Genomic DNA, 17,058 nt, shown 5'->3' with positions numbered 1-17,058 from the left:
TTTTTATTTTTTATGATAATATTCAGAAAATAAAAAATCTTTTAAAAGCTAGATTTTTAGTGTACAATATAAAAAAATGAAATGAGGAAATCTATGACAGTGATGTTAGATTGGGAAAACTTAGGGTTTTCCTACCATAAATTACCATATCGCTATATCGCACATTTTAAAGATGGCCAATGGCAAAAAGGCAGTCTAAGTGAGGATTCAACGCTACATATTTCTGAAAGTTCACCAGCCTTGCATTATGGGCAGCAAGCTTTTGAAGGTATGAAAGCCTACCGCACAAAATCTGGCTCTATTCAGCTCTTTAGACCCGATCAAAATGCGAAACGTCTCCAAGATACTGCAGACCGCTTACTAATGCCGCAAGTCCCAACAGATATGTTTATTGATGCGGCAAAGCAAGTTGTTCTAGCAAACCAAGATTATGTTCCACCATATGGTAGCGGAGCTACTTTATATCTTAGACCTCTTTTAATTGGTGTTGGAGATATCATTGGTGTAAAACCGGCTGAAGAGTATATTTTCACTATTTTTGCTATGCCTGTAGGTGCTTATTTTAAAGGTGGCTTAGTTCCATCAAACTTTATTGTCTCTACGGAATTTGACCGTGCTGCACCTTACGGTACTGGTGCAGCTAAGGTAGGTGGCAATTACGCTGGATCACTCTTACCAGGTAAACGTGCAAAAGAGCAAGGCTTTTCAGATGTTATTTATTTAGATCCTGCGACACATACCAAAATTGAAGAAGTTGGCGCAGCTAATTTCTTTGGTATAACTAAAGATAATCAATTTATTACACCTATTAGTCCATCAATTCTACCATCAATTACAAAATATTCACTTTTAGAAATTGCAAAAGAACGTCTTGGTATGACTGCGATTGAGGGGGATATTCCGATTGATTGTTTGGATATGTTTGTTGAAGCAGGTGCTTGTGGAACAGCGGCAGTTATTTCACCAATCGGTGGTATCCAATACCAAGATAACTTCCATGTTTTTTACAGTGAAACAGAAGTTGGACCTGTGACGCGTCGTTTATATGATGAACTACTCGGAATTCAATTTGGTGACATTGAAGCACCTGAAGATTGGATCGTAAAAGTTGTCTAATTTAGTGAGCTTGTCCTTGCAAGCTCATTTATTTTTGTGTAAAATGTTAAAAGTGAGGTAAAGAATGAGTAAAAAAGATAAAAAAATTGAAATTCAATTAGTCGAAAGTAAAGTTACGCTTGAAGGAAAATCAGTTAATGGTTATCAATTACTAATTGGAAAAAGACTTGTCGGAGAAATTGCAGAGCTTGACGATCGGTTTGCTGTTTTGAAAAATTCTAACGTTGAAAGTTTTTTCAAGTCTCTGGAACAAGCAGTTGAAAACATCATTGAAAGCTACAATTTGAATCACTAAAAATGGTCAAAAACACTTGCGCAGTCACAAAATCTATGATAGAATAGTTTTTGTTGCTATGGAAAGATAGCGAAGAGGCTAAACGCGGCGGACTGTAAATCCGCTCCTTCGGGTTCGGGGGTTCGAATCCCTCTCTTTCCATTTTTTGGGGTATAGCCAAGCGGTAAGGCAAGGGACTTTGACTCCCTCATGCGTTGGTTCGAATCCAGCTACCCCAGTCAAAGGTATCAGTGAAAGCTGAGACCGTCAAAGATAAACATGTCGTTGCGGGCTACCTTGAGAAAATATATTGTTATCAAAAGCTAGCTGGAGCTAGCTTTTGTTGGAGGATTTTTTAGAATGAATGAATTTGAAGATTTGCTAAACAGTGTTAGCGAAGTAAACCCTGGTGATGTAGTCACTGCGGAAGTTTTAACAGTTGATAACGGTCAAGCAAACGTTGTTATTGATGGTACTGGCGTTGAAGGTGTATTAACTCTTCGTGAATTGACTAATGATCGTGATGCTGATATCAACGATTTTGTTAAAGCTGGCGACACAGTTGAAGTGCTTGTTCTTCGTCAAGTTGTAGGTAAAGATACTGATACAGTTACTTTCCTAGTATCTAAAAAACGTTTAGAAGCTCGTAAAGCATGGGACAAACTTGTTGGTCGTGAGGGTGAAGTTGTTACTGTTAAAGGAACACGCGCTGTTAAAGGCGGACTTTCAGTTGAATTTGAAGGTTTACGTGGATTTATCCCAGCTTCAATGATTGACACTCGTTTCGTACGTAACACTGAAAAATTTGTTGGTCAAGAATTTGATGCAAAAATCAAAGAAGTTGATGCAGCAGAAAATCGTTTCATCTTGTCACGTCGTGAAGTTATTGAAGAAACAGCTAAGGAAGCTCGCCAAGAAGTCTTCTCTAAACTTTCTGAAGGTTCAGTTGTAACTGGTACTGTTGCTCGTTTAACTAGCTTTGGAGCATTTATTGACCTTGGTGGTGTTGACGGACTTGTTCACGTGACTGAATTATCACATGAACGTAACGTTTCACCTAAATCAGTTGTTTCTGTTGGTGAAGAAGTAGAAGTTAAAGTACTTTCAATTGACGAAGAAGCTGGGCGTGTCTCACTTTCTCTTAAAGCTACAACGCCTGGACCATGGGACGGTGTTGAACAAAAACTTGCTCAAGGTGACGTAGTTGAAGGTAAAGTAAAACGTTTAACTGATTTCGGTGCTTTCGTAGAAGTTTTACCTGGAATTGATGGACTTGTTCACATTTCACAAATTTCTCACAAACGTGTTGAAAATCCAAAAGATGTACTTTCTGTAGGTCAAGAGGTTACTGTTAAAGTTCTTGAAGTAAATGCTGCTGATGAACGTGTCTCACTTTCAATCAAAGCTCTTGAAGAGCGTCCTGCTCAATCAGAGGAAAACAGCAACAACGCTAACAACAACAATAGCGAAAAACGTCAATCACGCCCACGTCGTCCAAAACGTGAAGCAAAACGTGATTATGAATTACCAGAAACTCAAACTGGTTTCTCTATGGCTGATTTATTTGGTGATATCGAATTATAATATAAAAAGTTAAGGTTATCCTTAACTTTCAGAGTGAAGACAAAGTATAGTCTTCACTTTTTTTGTTGCTTTTTATTTGGCAGGGACGTCAGCGACTTCCTTTAGGAATTCCATGACTCATTTTTTAGCCCAAGTCTAAAAAATGCCCTCTTATGCCATTTAAAAAGCATCAAAAAAAAGAGAGTCTATGTATTGTAATTTAAGTATTAGTAGGCTTTTGGGAGTATAATTAAAGTAGTAAGAGTTTACTGTGAGGAAAGCTTATGTTACATAAAGAAAATTTTGATTATAACCGTAATCAAGTAGGTTTTTATAGTATCGATGAATTGGTACCGTCAGATCATTTACTGCGTCAAATTGAAGAAACTGTTGATTTCACTTTCATCTATGATCTTGTTAAAGATACATACAGTGACGAAACAGGTCGACCTAGTTTAGACCCAGTTCTCTTGGTCAAGATTCCAATTATTCAATATTTTTGTGGCATCCGATCTATGCGTCAAACCATTAAAGATATTGAAGTTAATGTCGCTTATCGTTGGTTCTTAGGTCTAACTCTTGATGATAAAATCCCTCACTTTACCACCTATGGTAAGAATTATAGTCGTCGTTTTCAGGATGCCAATCTTATTGAAGGTATTTTTAAGCACGTATTAGGATTATGCTTTGATGCCAATCTCATTGCTCCTTCTGAAATTTTTGTAGATGGCACACATATCAAAGCTGCAGCTAATAGTCACAAGTACATCAATCAAGCGGTGACAACACAAGCTAAATTTATGAATGAGCAACTCGAAATAGAGATTAATCGAGACCGAGAGAAACACGAAAAAAAGCCATTAGGGCTAGCCAAAGAAAAGGAGCCTGTAAATAAGAAAGTCTCAACTACAGACCCTGAAAGTGGTTGGTTTCATAAGGGAGAACATAAAGATGTCTTCGCCTACACTAGTCAAGTAGCCTGTGATAAGAATGGTTGGGTTTTAGCTTATACTGTTGATGCAGGAAATTGTCACGATAGTCAAGCTTTCTCTGCCCTTTGGAATAAGATAGAGGGATTTCATCCAGACTTTATCATCGCTGACTCAGGCTACAAAACACCCAGTATTGCCAAATTGCTCTTGGATAAGAATGTTACACCAGTTTTCCCCTACACGCGACCACTTGGAAAGAAGGGAAAATTAAGACCAAAGGAATTTATTTATGATGAGTATTTTGATTGTTATATCTGTCCTGAAAACAATGTATTGTCCTATGCAACAACTAATCGATCTGGCTACCGTGAATACAAAAGTGATTCTCAAATTTGTATCAATTGTCCTTTACTAGGCATTTGTACAGAAAGTAAAAACCATCAAAAAGTGGTGACCCGACATATATGGAAAGCTTACCTAGAAAAGTGTGAAGAGATTAGACATCAAAGTGGAATGAAGGAACGCTATAAACTTCGTAAGCAAAGTGTTGAGCGACTTTTTGGAACAGCTAAAGAATACCACAACCTTCGATATACAAGAGAAATTGGACTGTCCAAAATGCGAGATAAAGTTGGACTCACTTTTGCGTGCTTAAATCTCAAAAAACTGGTTAAAATGATGGGCAGAAGGCCTTTTAATTTTTCCTTAAATTGCCTTTTTCTCCCTATTTTGGACGTAATATATGAATATAAGAAAAGACAAACCAGTAGGAAAACTAGTTTGTCTTCAATCTGAAAGTTAAGGTTATCCTTAACTTTTTTATTTTGTTTAGTTACGACAAACGCATGAAGAAAGATTTGTTTTCAGAAATGAAGATTCATAATGACAAAATCAATCAAAGTAGTAAACTAGAAGTGAGGTGACTATGACGATTGATTTTATTGTTTCTATTGCTGAACGAACAGCTGAATTGGATGGGCGTCAAGCTTGGAAAGTTCATTACCCGTTATCAACGATTCTCTTTTTAGTATTTTGTTGCCAACTAGCTGGTATTGAAACGTGGACGGAAATGGAAGATTTTATAGAAATGAATGAAGCTTCCTTTTCGAACTATGTGGATTTGAGCGCTGGTTGTCCATCTCATGATACTTTAGAAAGAGTGGTTAGTCTTGTTAATCCAGATTGTTTGAAAGAACTCAAAGTTCAATTTGAACAATCATTGATGAGCTTAGATGCTGTTCACAGACTTATTTCAGTGGATGGGAAAACGATTCGAGGTAACCGCAGTAAAGACCAGAGACCTATTCATATTGTGACGGCTTACGATGGTGGGCAATATCTTAGTTTAGGTCAGGTGGCGGTTGATGAGAAAAGTAATGAAATTATTGCTATACCTCAATTATTACGCACCATTGATATCCGCAAAGGAATTGTAACCATAGATGCCATGGGGACGCAAAGTGAAATCGTTGATACGATTATTAAAGGGAAAGCAGACTATTGCTTAGCTGTAAAAGGAAATCAAGAGACGCTTTATGATGATGTGAAGCTCTATTTTAGTGATGCTAAATTACTGGAGAAACTAGAACAAAAAGGACACTATTATCAGACAGTTGAGAAAGCTAGAGGACAGATTGAAGTTCGAGAATACTGGATAAGTCCTGACGTTAAGTGGTTGTGTCAAACCCATCCCAAATGGCATAAATTGCGTGGGATTGGAATGACTCGTACTACCATTGATAGGGATGGTCAACTGAGTCAAGAAGTACGTTATTTTATCTTTAGCTTTAAGCCTGATGTGATGACTTTTTCCCATAGTGTCCGAGGGCATTGGTCAGTAGAAAGTATGCATTGGTTATTGGATGTGGTTTATCGTGAAGACCATCATCAGACCCTGGATAAACGAGCTGCTTTTAACCTTAATCTAATCCGAAAAATGTGTTTATATTTCCTTAAAGTGATGGTGTTTCCCAAAAAGAACCTCAGTTATCGACGCAAACAACGGTATATCTCTGTTCATTTGGAAGATTACTTGGAACAATTATTTGGAAACAGAGGGTAAGAAAATGACCCGTTTAAAAAGCTATCTTTTCAAAAAAGATGTGAGGGCACAAAAAGGTGAGGAGAAAGTTTTCATGCGAAAGGCGTGTTTGTTTAGTAGGAACGTATTCCGAAAATGATTTAGTTATGGTATACTATTATTATTGTTCCACCTTTAGTGTAATGGATATCACCTAAGATTCCGGTTCTTAAGATGGGGGTTCGATTCCCTCAAGGTGGATAGAATATCGTTTAAAAGCCTTATAAAATAAGGGCTTTTATTTTGTATTCCGACATTTATCCGAAAAGTTTGGAAAAAGATAGAAAGAATATAATGATACAAATTTAAATTCTTTATAAATGTGGCTTTTACTTGAAATCCTTCTATTATCTATCCCTATATTAACTATAGGGATAGTTTCTAAAAACAACTTTTTGTAATCTATTTATTTATGAAGTTAATAAAAATGAGACAGGTTCTATACCTGCTCATTTTACTCTATAAGGCCCTTTTGAGACATATCAACTAATTTATCATTTTCAAATAAAAGTGAAATATTAGCACCTCTTACTTTAGATTTTAAGCCACTGATCCAGATTGCTTGTGTTTGGTCTTTTGCTGAGGATGTTGCCATTGTATAGTCATCAGGTTCAGTTAGTAGCTTAGTGACTTGGTTATAGGTCATTCCCTTTTTTAATTTATTGTAGTCTTTTTGAGAAATGTTCAAGTCTCTATTAAAAGCAAAATTGGAGATTGACTTGACGATTGTTGAGTTTTGGAACATATTTATTGTGATTGTAACGTGGTCAAAAGTCCATGTGTAGCTATCTAATTCAACATTACCAGCTGGTTTCTTATCATGTTTATTGGGTTCTCCGTAGAGTGATTTAAGGTCTTCTAAAGTTGATCCGCCTTTAAATTCGTTACTTGCTGAGGCTATCTTAATTTTTTCAAAAGCCAAACGTTTATCTTGGTGTGGTGAAGCTTGGGCACTTTTTTGTTTCAGAGTCGTTTTATCTTCTGATGATGATGATTTATCTGATTTATTTGAACAAGCTACTACAGAAATACAGAGTGTTGGTATAACTAGAATTTTTATTAGTTTTTTTAATGACATAATTACTTCCCAATCTAAAATATTACCTTCATTATATCATATTTCATGTTTCTTGTATTTACTCATTTCTTTTGTATATTCTGAACTGATAGTTGGGAGCTAATCATTTTTTTTTAATATAAAAATTTGATTACTCTTTAATTTGTCAGTTATGCTAGATTTAAGATTTTATGGTCATAATAATCTTATCATATAGCCATGTGTTTTGTGTTTTAATAGGTGCATACTGTCTGTAGATCTATTAATTGGAGCTAGTTTGGGTCTCTCTTTTTCACAAACATATGGTAAGTAATGTTTATGAAAAATAAAAAACCCTGATTTAACAAGGTTTTGGTAAGTTACGGCAACTTATAATAAGTTATTATGGAGCTGGTGGGAGTCGAACCCACGTCCAAACACCTGCCAACATATTTGTCTACAACCATAGGTTATGTCTTAATTTGACAAGTTAAGGACACATAACTCAAGCCATTAACTTGCGAGTCTATAAATCTCTTCTAAAGTGGCTAGACAGATACTTTAGCGTAGCTTGCTATTTTGAGACTTCAAACAGGACACAAGCAATCTTGTCGAAGTCACGCTAACTGGTTTTTAGGCAGCTAAAGCGTAAGTGTTTGTATTTTTTGCAGTTATATTTAACTGGCATTTTACATCTGCCGATGGGTCGCAAAACATGTCTCATAATGCCTGTCGAATCCGTAACAACCCCTTAAATAAGGGTAAGTTTTACTTACTTGTAGTATTATAACAAAATTTAAATTAGATAGCAAAATATCTTTGCTTATGGTATGATAAGAATATGAAAAATCACGATTCAAAAACCTATCAATTTATGCAAAAATTGTTTAAAGTATTAGGTATATTAGCCTTAATTGGCAGCTTTATATTAGCTTTTTGGCTATATAAGCTAGGGATACTTAATGATAAAAATGCCTTAAAGGATTTGGTCACTGCTTATCCATTTTGGGGACCTTCTATTTTTATTGTTGTCCAAATATTCCAAATTGTCTTCCCTGTCATTCCTGGAGGTTTGACAACTATAGCTGGATTTTTGATTTTTGGACCAATAGAAGGATTCTTGTATAATTATATCGGAATTATCATAGGGAGTTACCTTTTATTTGCTATTGTCAAAATTTATGGACGTAAATTTATCTTATTATTTGTTGATGAGAAAACTTTTTACCGCTATGAAAGACGACTTGAGACGCCAGGGTATGAAAAACTATTTATTTTCTGCATGGCTTCACCAATTTCACCTGCAGATGTAATGGTCATGGTTACAGGCTTAACTAATATGTCAGTGAAACGATTTATGACCATAATATTGATTACAAAACCGATTTCAGTTATTGGTTATGGCTATCTCTTTATCTTTGGCGGAGATATAGTGAAATGGTTTATGCATTAATGATTAGTAACTAAAATACAAAAAGACTTTAGTCCCAATTTCGGCTAAAGTCTTTTAGGTTACTGTAAATTCAATTTGTACTTAAGAATACCATAAGTAGCAAAGTAGAATGTAATGATTTCAAAAATGCTTTCAACTATTATAACGAAGTAATAGTTTGGTAGAAAAAGTTGTGACGTATCATTGCTACTAAAGTTAAAAATCTTAATATTGATAAAGAAGAACAGTAGGCTAGTAGCTATAGCGATTAGGAAATAGAATATAAAAGCTTTTAAACCCCGTCTGTTTGAAAAAAGTTGCCCAATTGAAATCGCTAAATAAATTAATAAAACGCCACCAATTGCAGACAAGAAATAGCTTGTAAGAAATAGAGCACTATTTGTTGGATGTTTCGAGAGAAATTCACCAATTTTTTCCATACCCATTTTTAGAATGCTTGAAGATATCTGTGGGATAAGCATGATTAGAGTTGCAAAAACTAAAATAATGCCATTGAAGAAACTCCAAATTAATGAAGATAAGAGTTTTGACAGAATGATTTGATGCTCTGAAACCGGTAATGTCATCGTTAAATAGCCTTCGCGACCGAAAACATTTTTGTTGAATCGGTTAATGATAATTAATAAGGTAGCAAGTAGTGATCCCGCTATTAGTGCGCCAAAAATTAAACTTAGGGCAAGTGGAAGTAGTTGGTTCAAAAGCTTCATAGTAGTATTTTGAGTGTTGCTTTCAAATTTTAACCATTTTAGGGTTGCTGAAAGTAAGCCTGCTATAGCTAGTATAGCTAAGTTGATTGCAAAATACCATTTACCAATAGACTTTAATTCGTATTTTAAAAGTTTACCAAACATTATTGTCTCCTATACTTTATAAGTTTCTCTAAATAGTGAGTCAATTGATTGCTTATGACTTTCCCTTAAATCATCGGCATTACCATTTAAATAGACACCTCCATCTTTAAGAAATATTATTTCATCCAAAATTGGTTCGATATCAGAAATTAAATGCGTCGAAATGAGAACTGAAGCATTATCACAATAATTATTAATGATTGTTTTTAGAATATAATCACGAGCTGCTGGATCAACACCACCAATTGGCTCATCTAAAATATAAAGCTTTGCTTTACGACTCATGACTAAAATTAATTGAACTTTTTCCTTGTTTCCTTTTGAAAGATTTTTAAGTTGTTCGTCTAAGTCTAAATTAAGATCTCTGAAGAGGCTATGAGCTTTTGCACGATCAAAATCGTCATAAAAATCAATGAAGTATTCGATAATATCTGAAATTTTCATATCTTCTCTTAAATATGAAGCATCTGGTAAATAGGAAATGACTTTTTTTGTCTCAATGGAAGGTCTAAAGCCATCAACGACAATGTCACCCATATCTGGTTGAATTAGTCCGTTAATTAATTTAATCAACGTTGTTTTTCCACTACCATTTGGTCCAAGTAATCCAACTATTTTTCCTGGTTTGATGGTAAGGCTCAAATCGTTAATAACTTTTTTTCTTTTATATGATTTAGAAACATGGTGTAACTGTAGTAAGTTGGTCATACTATACTTCCTCCGTGATAAAAGTCTCTAGGACTGGTAAGATTTCATTTCTAGCGAACCCCATTTTTGTCATGTTAGAAACAAAAGATTCTAATTCTTTTATTGCTAGTTCCCGCCTTTTTTGTGAAATCAGTTCTTGGTCATCAGTAACATATCGACCAGCAGTACGTTGTGAATATACCATGCCTTCACGTTCTAGTTCAGTAAATGCTCTTTGCATAGTATTTGGATTGACCCCAGCTTTTTCAGCATACTCTCTGACAGTTGGCAATTGATCTCCGATCCTTATTTCTTGACTGACAATTTGCATTTTTATATGTTGTGCAATTTGTGCATAAATGGGAGATTTTTCATCAAAATTCCAAGACATGTGTTCCCCTCTCTAATATAATTCAATTGGCAATTGAGTTATAATATATATCGAATTGTACCAAACCAATGATACAAAAAACAATTATGATTGTCAAGCATTCAGTTATTGAAGGGTTGTTATGGATTTTTGACAAAAATAAAAAATGGGCAACAAATGGATTTTCATAGTATAATAGAGGAAGCTACATCGGAAAGGAGAAGTCAGTGTTTGCACAACTAGAAACGAAAACAGTCTATTCTTTTATGGACAGTTTAATTGATTTGGATCGTTATTTTGTAGAAGCTAAAAAACTTGGCTATAAAACAATTGGTATCATGGATAAGGATAATCTATATGCTGCCTATCACTTTATTACTGGTTGTCAAAAGCATGGCCTCCAACCAGTATTGGGATTAGAAGTTGATTATCCCAGTCAGGATAAATTGACACGTTTATTTTTAATTGCCACAAACAATAAAGGCTACAAAAATCTTCTGAAACTGTCAACCATAAAAATGTCTGGAGACTTGATTCTAGCCGAGTTAGAAAACTTTTCAGAAGGACTTGTTGCAATTATTCCAGATCAAGAAAATAGTCAAGAACTTGATTTACCTCTTAAAACCTATTTTGGAATTTATCAGGAGACTAGATCAAACCCAACTAATTATCCTCTAATTGCTTTAAGAAGAGTTAGGTATTTTTCGGATAGTGATAGGGAAAGTTTGCAAGTTTTACATGCTATAAGAGACAATGTCAATTTAAATGAGACTGCTGTCATCATTGAGGGACAGTTTTTAGAGTCTGCAGCTAGCTTAACAGAGTTTTTTCAGGCTGAATTTCCAGAAGCTTTATCGAATCTTGAAGAACTAGTGTCAACTATTTCTTATCAATTTGATTCGGAACTAAAACTACCACGATTTAACCGTGAAATACCCGCAAAAGACCAACTACGTCAATTAACCGAAGAAGGCTTAACGAAAAAGAATCTTTGGACCACAAAATACCAGGAACGATTAGATAAGGAACTTCAGATTATTTCTGAAATGGGCTTTGATGATTACTTTTTAATTGTTTGGGACTTACTTCGATTTGGAAGAAGTAAGGGATATTATATGGGGATGGGGCGTGGTTCAGCTGCAGGATCTTTAGTGGCATATAGTTTAGAAATTACTGGTATTGATCCAATTAAGAATGACTTGCTCTTTGAGCGATTCTTAAATAAAGAGCGATATAGCATGCCTGATATTGATATTGATTTACCAGATATTTACCGTAGTGAATTTTTGCATTACGTTAGAAACCGATATGGTAGCGATCATTCAGCGCAAATTGTGACCTTTTCTACCTTTGGCCCCAAGCAGGCCATTCGTGATGTTTTTAAACGATTTGGCTTACCGGAATATGAACTTAGTCACTTAACTAAAAAAATAGGATTTAAAGACACACTTGATTCTGTTTATCAGAATAATATTAGCTTTAGGCAATTCGTCAACAGTCGTTTGGAATACCAAAGAGCTTTTGAGATTGCTAAGCGCATAGAAGGTAATCCACGACAGACATCTATTCATGCGGCAGGAATTGTGATGAGTGATAATACTTTGACTGACCACATCCCACTTAAGCTTGGTGATGATATGATGATTACCCAGTATGATGCAGCAGCTGTTGAAGCCAATGGCTTATTGAAAATGGACTTTCTTGGCTTACGCAATCTGACATTCGTCCAAAAAATGCAAGAAAAATTGCTTAAAGAACAGGGAATTACGATTTCTATTGCAGATATTGATTTAGAGGATAAAGAGACATTAGCTTTATTTGCGCGTGGTGATACAAAAGGAATTTTCCAGTTTGAACAAAATGGTGCTATTAGTTTATTAAAGCGGATTAAACCTGTTCGGTTTGAGGAGATTGTTGCGACCACGTCACTTAATCGTCCTGGTGCTAGTGATTATAGTAATAATTTTATAAAACGGCGCAACGGTCAGGAGGCGGTTGATTTAATCGATCCGGTGATTGCTCCGATTTTGGAATCGACTTATGGCATCATGCTCTATCAAGAGCAAGTTATGCAGATCGCACAAGTCTTCGCAGGATTTAGCTTAGGCAAAGCCGATTTGCTGCGCCGAGCCATGTCCAAGAAAAATAGTGCTGAAATGAAGAAGCTAGAGTCAGAATTTTTAATGGGGGCAAGCCAATTAGGGCGTTCTCCTGAGACTGCTAAGTTATTGTTCAAGCGAATGGAGAAGTTCGCTGGCTATGGTTTTAATAGGAGTCATGCCTTTGCTTATTCTGCATTAGCCTTTCAGTTGGCTTATTTTAAAGCTCACTACCCATCCATTTTCTTTGATATTATTATGAATTACTCTAATAGTGATTATATTAATGATGCGATAGATTCTGATTTTAAAGTTGTTCCTTTAAGCATAAATACGATTCCTTATACTGATAAGGTAGAGAATAATACCATTTTAATGGGGATGAAAAATATCAAAGCTCTTCCAAGAGATTTTGCTTATTGGATTATCGAAAATAGGCCTTTCTCAGGAATTGAAAATTTCATGACAAGAATTCCTGAGAAATATAAGAAAAAAGAGGTTTTATTACCTCTCATCAAAATAGGACTGTTTGATCAGTACGAGCCTAATAGAAGAAAAGTTATCGAAAATTGTGAAGCTTTGCTGATTTTTGTTAATGAGTTAGGCTCACTCTTTGCTGATTCATCTTTTAGTTGGGTTGCATATGATGACTATTCAACCGCTGAGAAATATCAATTAGAGCAAGAGACGATTGGAGTTGGGTTGAGTAAGCACCCCCTCATTGCGCTTTCTGAAAGGTCGAAAAAACCATTTGTACCAGTTTCGAAGTTGGTCAAAGATACAGAAACTCTAATTTTGGTCCAAATTGATACTATTAGAATTATCAGAACTAAAAGCAATGGCCAGCAAATGGCTTTCTTGTCAGTAACTGATACGAAGACCAAATGTGAGGTGATAATTTTTCCAGAACAATATGCAAAAGTGAAAGATATGTTACATGAAGGGCAACTTTATTACATCTCTGGAAAGGTAAAAGAGCGTGACAACCGGTTGCAGATGATTTTAACCTCTCTTCAATTTGCTCAAGAAAAATCATTTTGGATTCTCGTTGAAAACCATGAGCAAGATAGCCAAATTGCAGAGGTTTTAAATCGTTACCCAGGTAATGTTCCTGTTATCATTCACTATAAATCAATTAAGGAAACGCTTGCAATAGATGATAAATTTGTTGCTTTGACAGAAGAATTTAAAAATGAAATCGCTACAATAGCATTGAAAACGGTTTATCAGTAAAAAATGCTCTCTTAGTGAAGTAATTTGCAAACTAATATGCTATAATAATAACGTTAAATTAATAAAAGGAGTACCAAAATAATGAAACGTATTGCTGTTTTATCTAGTGGTGGTGATGCCCCTGGAATGAATGCTGCAATTAGAGCAGTTGTTCGTAAAGCAATCTATGAAGGAATGGAAGTTTTTGGTGTTAATCATGGTTATGCTGGTTTAGTAGCTGGTGACATCTTCCCAATTTCATCTAAAGATGTTGGAGATAAAATTTCACGTGGTGGAACATTCTTATATTCTGCACGTTATCCTGAATTTGCCCAGCTTGAAGGTCAATTAGCTGGTATTGAACAATTAAAAAAACATGGTATTGAAGGTGTTGTCGTTATCGGTGGTGACGGTTCTTACCATGGTGCTATGCGTCTTACAGAACATGGCTTCCCAGCTATTGGTGTGCCTGGTACAATTGATAATGATATTGCCGGAACTGATTATACAATTGGCTTTGATACTGCAGTAAATACCGCAGTCGAAGCTATTGATAAGTTACGTGACACATCATCAAGTCATGGTCGTACATTCGTTGTTGAAGTTATGGGACGTAACGCAGGTGATATTGCCCTTTGGGCAGGAATTGCAAGTGGAGCAGATCAAATTATTGTTCCTGAAGAAGGCTATGACATTAAAAAAGTAGTAGCTAATATTGATGAAGACTTTAATAAGATGGGGAAAAATCACCACATTATTGTTTTAGCTGAAGGCGTTATGAGTGGTGAAGAATTTGCCAAAGAACTTAAAGAAGCTGGAAATGTTAATGACCTCCGTGTAACTAACCTTGGACATGTTCTTCGTGGAGGTTCTCCAACAGCTCGTGACCGTGTTATTGCATCATGGATGGGTGCCCATGCTGTTAAACTTCTAAAAGAAGGAAGAGGCGGTTTAGCAGTTGGTATTCATAATGAAGAGATAGTGGAAAGTCCAATTCTTGGTTCAGCTGAGGAAGGTGCTTTATTTACATTATCAGCTGAAGGCAAAATCATTGTGAATAATCCACACAAAGCTCGTTTAGATTTTGCAGCTTTAAATCGTACTTTGAATAGATAATTAGACAGTTAAGTCATACTAATTATAGTAACATCGTCGCTAATCGACAAAAAAAGAGGGAGTTTCATATCATTATGAATAAACGCGTAAAAATCGTTGCAACACTTGGTCCTGCGGTAGAAATCCGTGGTGGTAAGAAATATGGAGAAGACGGCTACTGGGCTGGTAAACTCGATGTTGAAGCTTCAGCGAAAAAAATCGCTGAATTAATTGAAGCTGGTGCAAATGTTTTCCGTTTCAATTTTTCTCACGGTGACCACCAAGAACAAGGTGACCGTATGGCAACAGTTCGTCGTGCTGAAGAAATGGCTCGTCAAAAAGTAGGTTTCTTATTGGATACTAAAGGTCCAGAAATGAGAACTGAATTATTTGAAGCCGATGCTAAAGAATATAGCTATACAACCGGTGAAACTATTCGGGTTGCTACAGAACAAGGAATTCAATCAAGTCGTGAAGTAATTGCTTTAAGTGTTGCTGGTGGACTTGATATTTATGATGAAGTTGAAGTTGGAAATACAATCCTTATCGATGATGGAAAATTAGGATTAAAAGTTGTTGAAAAAGATATTGCAACACGTCAATTTATTTGTGAAGTTGAAAATGATGGTATTATCGCTAAACAAAAAGGTGTTAATATCCCTAACACTAAAATTCCATTTCCAGCACTTGCTGAACGTGATAATGACGACATCCGTTTTGGTCTTAAACAAGGTCTTAACTTCATTGCGATTTCATTTGTACGTACTGCAAAAGATGTAGAAGAAGTTCGTGAAATCTGTCGTGAAACTGGTAATGAACATGTTCAATTGTTTGCAAAAATTGAAAACCAACAAGGTATTGATAATTTAGATGAAATTATTGAAGCTGCAGATGGTATCATGATTGCTCGTGGTGACATGGGGATTGAAGTGCCATTTGAAATGGTTCCAGTATTCCAAAAAATGATCATTACTAAAGTAAATGCAGCAGGTAAAGCAGTTATCACAGCAACAAATATGCTTGAAACAATGACTGAAAAACCTCGTGCAACTCGTTCAGAAGTTTCTGACGTATTTAATGCTGTTATTGATGGTACAGATGCAACAATGCTTTCTGGTGAATCAGCTAATGGTAAATACCCAGTCGAATCTGTTCGTACTATGGCAACTATTGATAAGAATGCTCAAACACTACTTAATGAATACGGTCGTTTAGATTCATCTAAATTTGCTCGTACAAATAAAACAGATGTTATTGCATCAGCTGTTAAAGATGCAACGCATTCAATGGATATTAAACTTGTGGTTACTATTACAGAATCTGGTTATACTGCACGCTCAATCTCTAAATTCCGTCCAGATGCTGATATTTTAGCTATCACATTTGATGAAAAAGTTCAAAAAGCTTTGATGATTTATTGGGGTGTTATTCCAGTTCTTGCTGAAAAACCATCTTCAACTGATGATATGTTTGAAGTTGCAGAGAAAGTTGCACTTAATTCAGGTCTTGTTAAATCAGGTGATAACATTGTTATCGTTGCTGGTGTTCCAGTTGGTTCTGGCGGAACAAATACAATGCGTGTTCGCACAGTTAAATAATGTTTATGAAAGATACAAGTTTGACTTGTGTCTTTTTCTTATTTAAGGAATTTTCAAACAACTTGAAATTACTAGACTTTAGTTATTCTTAAAATCATGTTATAATAGACTAAAGACTAGGAGTTAATATGGTAAAAAGAGATTTTATTAGAAATATATTACTTGGATTAATTATTATAGTTGTAGCTATTTTACTAAGAGTATTTGTTTTTTCCACTTATAAAGTTACAACTGATTCGGCTAATTCATATTTGCAATCAGGTGATTTAATTACAATTAAAAAGAACATTACCCCCAAATATAAGGATTTTGTCGTTTATAAAGTGAATGGTAAAAAATATATGAGTAGGGTTATAGCAATTGGTGGGGAAAAGGTTACTTACATGGATGATATTTTTTATCTGAATGATAAAGTCGAACCTCAACACTATATTGAGAAGGAAAAAACAGATTTTCTATCATCATCTGCAATGGGAGCTCTATATACGGATGATTTTACAATATCAACATTGACCAATGGAAAAACTAATATTATTCCTGAGAATAAGTATTTGTTGTTAAATGACAATAGATTAAATAAGGATGATAGTCGTTCATTTGGTTTGATTGATAAATCAAAAATTAAAGGAGTTGTATCGTTTAGGGTACTGCCATTAAAAAATTTTGGATTTGTTGAAATAGAGTAGTGTACA

13 protein-coding genes, 3 tRNA genes, 1 other RNA gene and 1 pseudogene are annotated in these 17,058 nt (G+C 35.2%); 13 read left to right on the top strand and 5 right to left on the bottom strand.

The features are described from left to right. The first annotated feature begins 81 nt into the window (after positions 1-81). The 8 genes and pseudogenes from ACVRZD_RS01030 to ACVRZD_RS00995 all read left to right on the top strand — a co-directional run bounded on the left by ACVRZD_RS01030 (position 82) and on the right by ACVRZD_RS00995 (position 6,166). The gene (locus ACVRZD_RS01030) at positions 82-1,116 is read left to right on the top strand and encodes a branched-chain amino acid aminotransferase (RefSeq protein ID WP_447450178.1); all 1,035 of its coding nucleotides are present in this window, start codon (positions 82-84) and stop codon (positions 1,114-1,116) included. A 64-nt stretch (positions 1,117-1,180) separates the two neighbouring features. Next, positions 1,181-1,411, top strand: coding sequence for a DUF2969 domain-containing protein (locus ACVRZD_RS01025; protein WP_037627010.1), 231 nt, complete (start codon positions 1,181-1,183; stop codon positions 1,409-1,411). Between the two features lie 60 nt (positions 1,412-1,471). Then, positions 1,472-1,552 (top strand) — tRNA-Tyr (locus ACVRZD_RS01020). A 5-nt stretch (positions 1,553-1,557) separates the two neighbouring features. Beyond that, positions 1,558-1,629, top strand: a tRNA-Gln gene (locus tag ACVRZD_RS01015). A gap of 121 nt (positions 1,630-1,750) precedes the next feature. Further along, positions 1,751-2,974 carry a 30S ribosomal protein S1 gene (gene rpsA, locus ACVRZD_RS01010; RefSeq protein WP_037627009.1) on the top strand — a complete coding sequence of 408 codons (1,224 nt, stop codon included), beginning with the start codon at positions 1,751-1,753 and terminating at the stop codon, positions 2,972-2,974. Between the two features lie 263 nt (positions 2,975-3,237). Next, a pseudogene (locus ACVRZD_RS01005) lies at positions 3,238-4,687 on the top strand (IS1182 family transposase). A gap of 123 nt (positions 4,688-4,810) precedes the next feature. Beyond that, complete coding sequence (locus tag ACVRZD_RS01000) at positions 4,811-5,947, top strand: ISAs1 family transposase (RefSeq protein WP_447450177.1); 1,137 nt, start codon at positions 4,811-4,813, stop codon at positions 5,945-5,947. A 147-nt stretch (positions 5,948-6,094) separates the two neighbouring features. Beyond that, positions 6,095-6,166: transfer RNA gene (locus tag ACVRZD_RS00995), tRNA-Arg, on the top strand. A gap of 253 nt (positions 6,167-6,419) precedes the next feature. Here the strand turns inward: ACVRZD_RS00995 and ACVRZD_RS00990 are convergent. Both ACVRZD_RS00990 and ssrA read right to left on the bottom strand, forming a co-directional pair. Next, the gene (locus ACVRZD_RS00990; protein WP_037624697.1) at positions 6,420-7,043 is read right to left on the bottom strand and encodes a DUF3862 domain-containing protein; all 624 of its coding nucleotides are present in this window, start codon (positions 7,041-7,043) and stop codon (positions 6,420-6,422) included. 361 nt (positions 7,044-7,404) lie between these two features. Next, positions 7,405-7,752, bottom strand: a transfer-messenger RNA (tmRNA) gene (gene ssrA, locus ACVRZD_RS00985). A 90-nt stretch (positions 7,753-7,842) separates the two neighbouring features. Between ssrA and ACVRZD_RS00980 the strand changes: the two genes are divergently transcribed. Further along, the gene (locus ACVRZD_RS00980; protein ID WP_037624695.1) at positions 7,843-8,454 is read left to right on the top strand and encodes a TVP38/TMEM64 family protein; all 612 of its coding nucleotides are present in this window, start codon (positions 7,843-7,845) and stop codon (positions 8,452-8,454) included. Between the two features lie 59 nt (positions 8,455-8,513). On the opposite strand, the gene ACVRZD_RS00975 is transcribed toward ACVRZD_RS00980, so the two are convergent. Genes ACVRZD_RS00975 through ACVRZD_RS00965 form a run of 3 tightly spaced genes read right to left on the bottom strand, consistent with a single transcriptional unit; the run spans position 8,514 to position 10,383 of the window. Continuing rightward, positions 8,514-9,305, bottom strand: coding sequence for a hypothetical protein (locus ACVRZD_RS00975; RefSeq protein ID WP_037624693.1), 792 nt, complete (start codon positions 9,303-9,305; stop codon positions 8,514-8,516). A 9-nt stretch (positions 9,306-9,314) separates the two neighbouring features. Further along, positions 9,315-10,013, bottom strand: a complete 699-nt coding sequence (locus tag ACVRZD_RS00970; RefSeq protein ID WP_037624691.1) for an ABC transporter ATP-binding protein — start codon at positions 10,011-10,013, stop codon at positions 9,315-9,317. A gap of 1 nt (position 10,014) precedes the next feature. Next, a complete protein-coding gene (locus tag ACVRZD_RS00965; RefSeq protein ID WP_037624689.1) occupies positions 10,015-10,383 on the bottom strand; it encodes a GntR family transcriptional regulator in 369 nt (122 codons plus the stop codon). Between the two features lie 206 nt (positions 10,384-10,589). Between ACVRZD_RS00965 and ACVRZD_RS00960 the strand changes: the two genes are divergently transcribed. From ACVRZD_RS00960 to lepB, 4 genes are all read left to right on the top strand, one after another. Beyond that, positions 10,590-13,694: a DNA polymerase III subunit alpha gene (locus ACVRZD_RS00960; RefSeq protein ID WP_037624687.1), complete on the top strand. Its 3,105-nt coding sequence runs from the start codon at positions 10,590-10,592 to the stop codon at positions 13,692-13,694. Between the two features lie 81 nt (positions 13,695-13,775). Next, positions 13,776-14,789, top strand: coding sequence for a 6-phosphofructokinase (gene pfkA / locus ACVRZD_RS00955; RefSeq protein WP_037624685.1), 1,014 nt, complete (start codon positions 13,776-13,778; stop codon positions 14,787-14,789). A 74-nt stretch (positions 14,790-14,863) separates the two neighbouring features. Further along, positions 14,864-16,366: a pyruvate kinase gene (gene pyk, locus ACVRZD_RS00950; protein WP_037624682.1), complete on the top strand. Its 1,503-nt coding sequence runs from the start codon at positions 14,864-14,866 to the stop codon at positions 16,364-16,366. A 128-nt stretch (positions 16,367-16,494) separates the two neighbouring features. Next, complete coding sequence (gene lepB / locus ACVRZD_RS00945; protein ID WP_037624679.1) at positions 16,495-17,052, top strand: signal peptidase I; 558 nt, start codon at positions 16,495-16,497, stop codon at positions 17,050-17,052. Positions 17,053-17,058 lie beyond the last annotated feature (6 nt).

Source organism: Streptococcus hongkongensis (assembly GCF_053206145.1).
The sequence above is the reverse complement of the archived record's forward strand: the minus strand, read 5'-3'. Positions and strand labels throughout refer to the sequence as shown.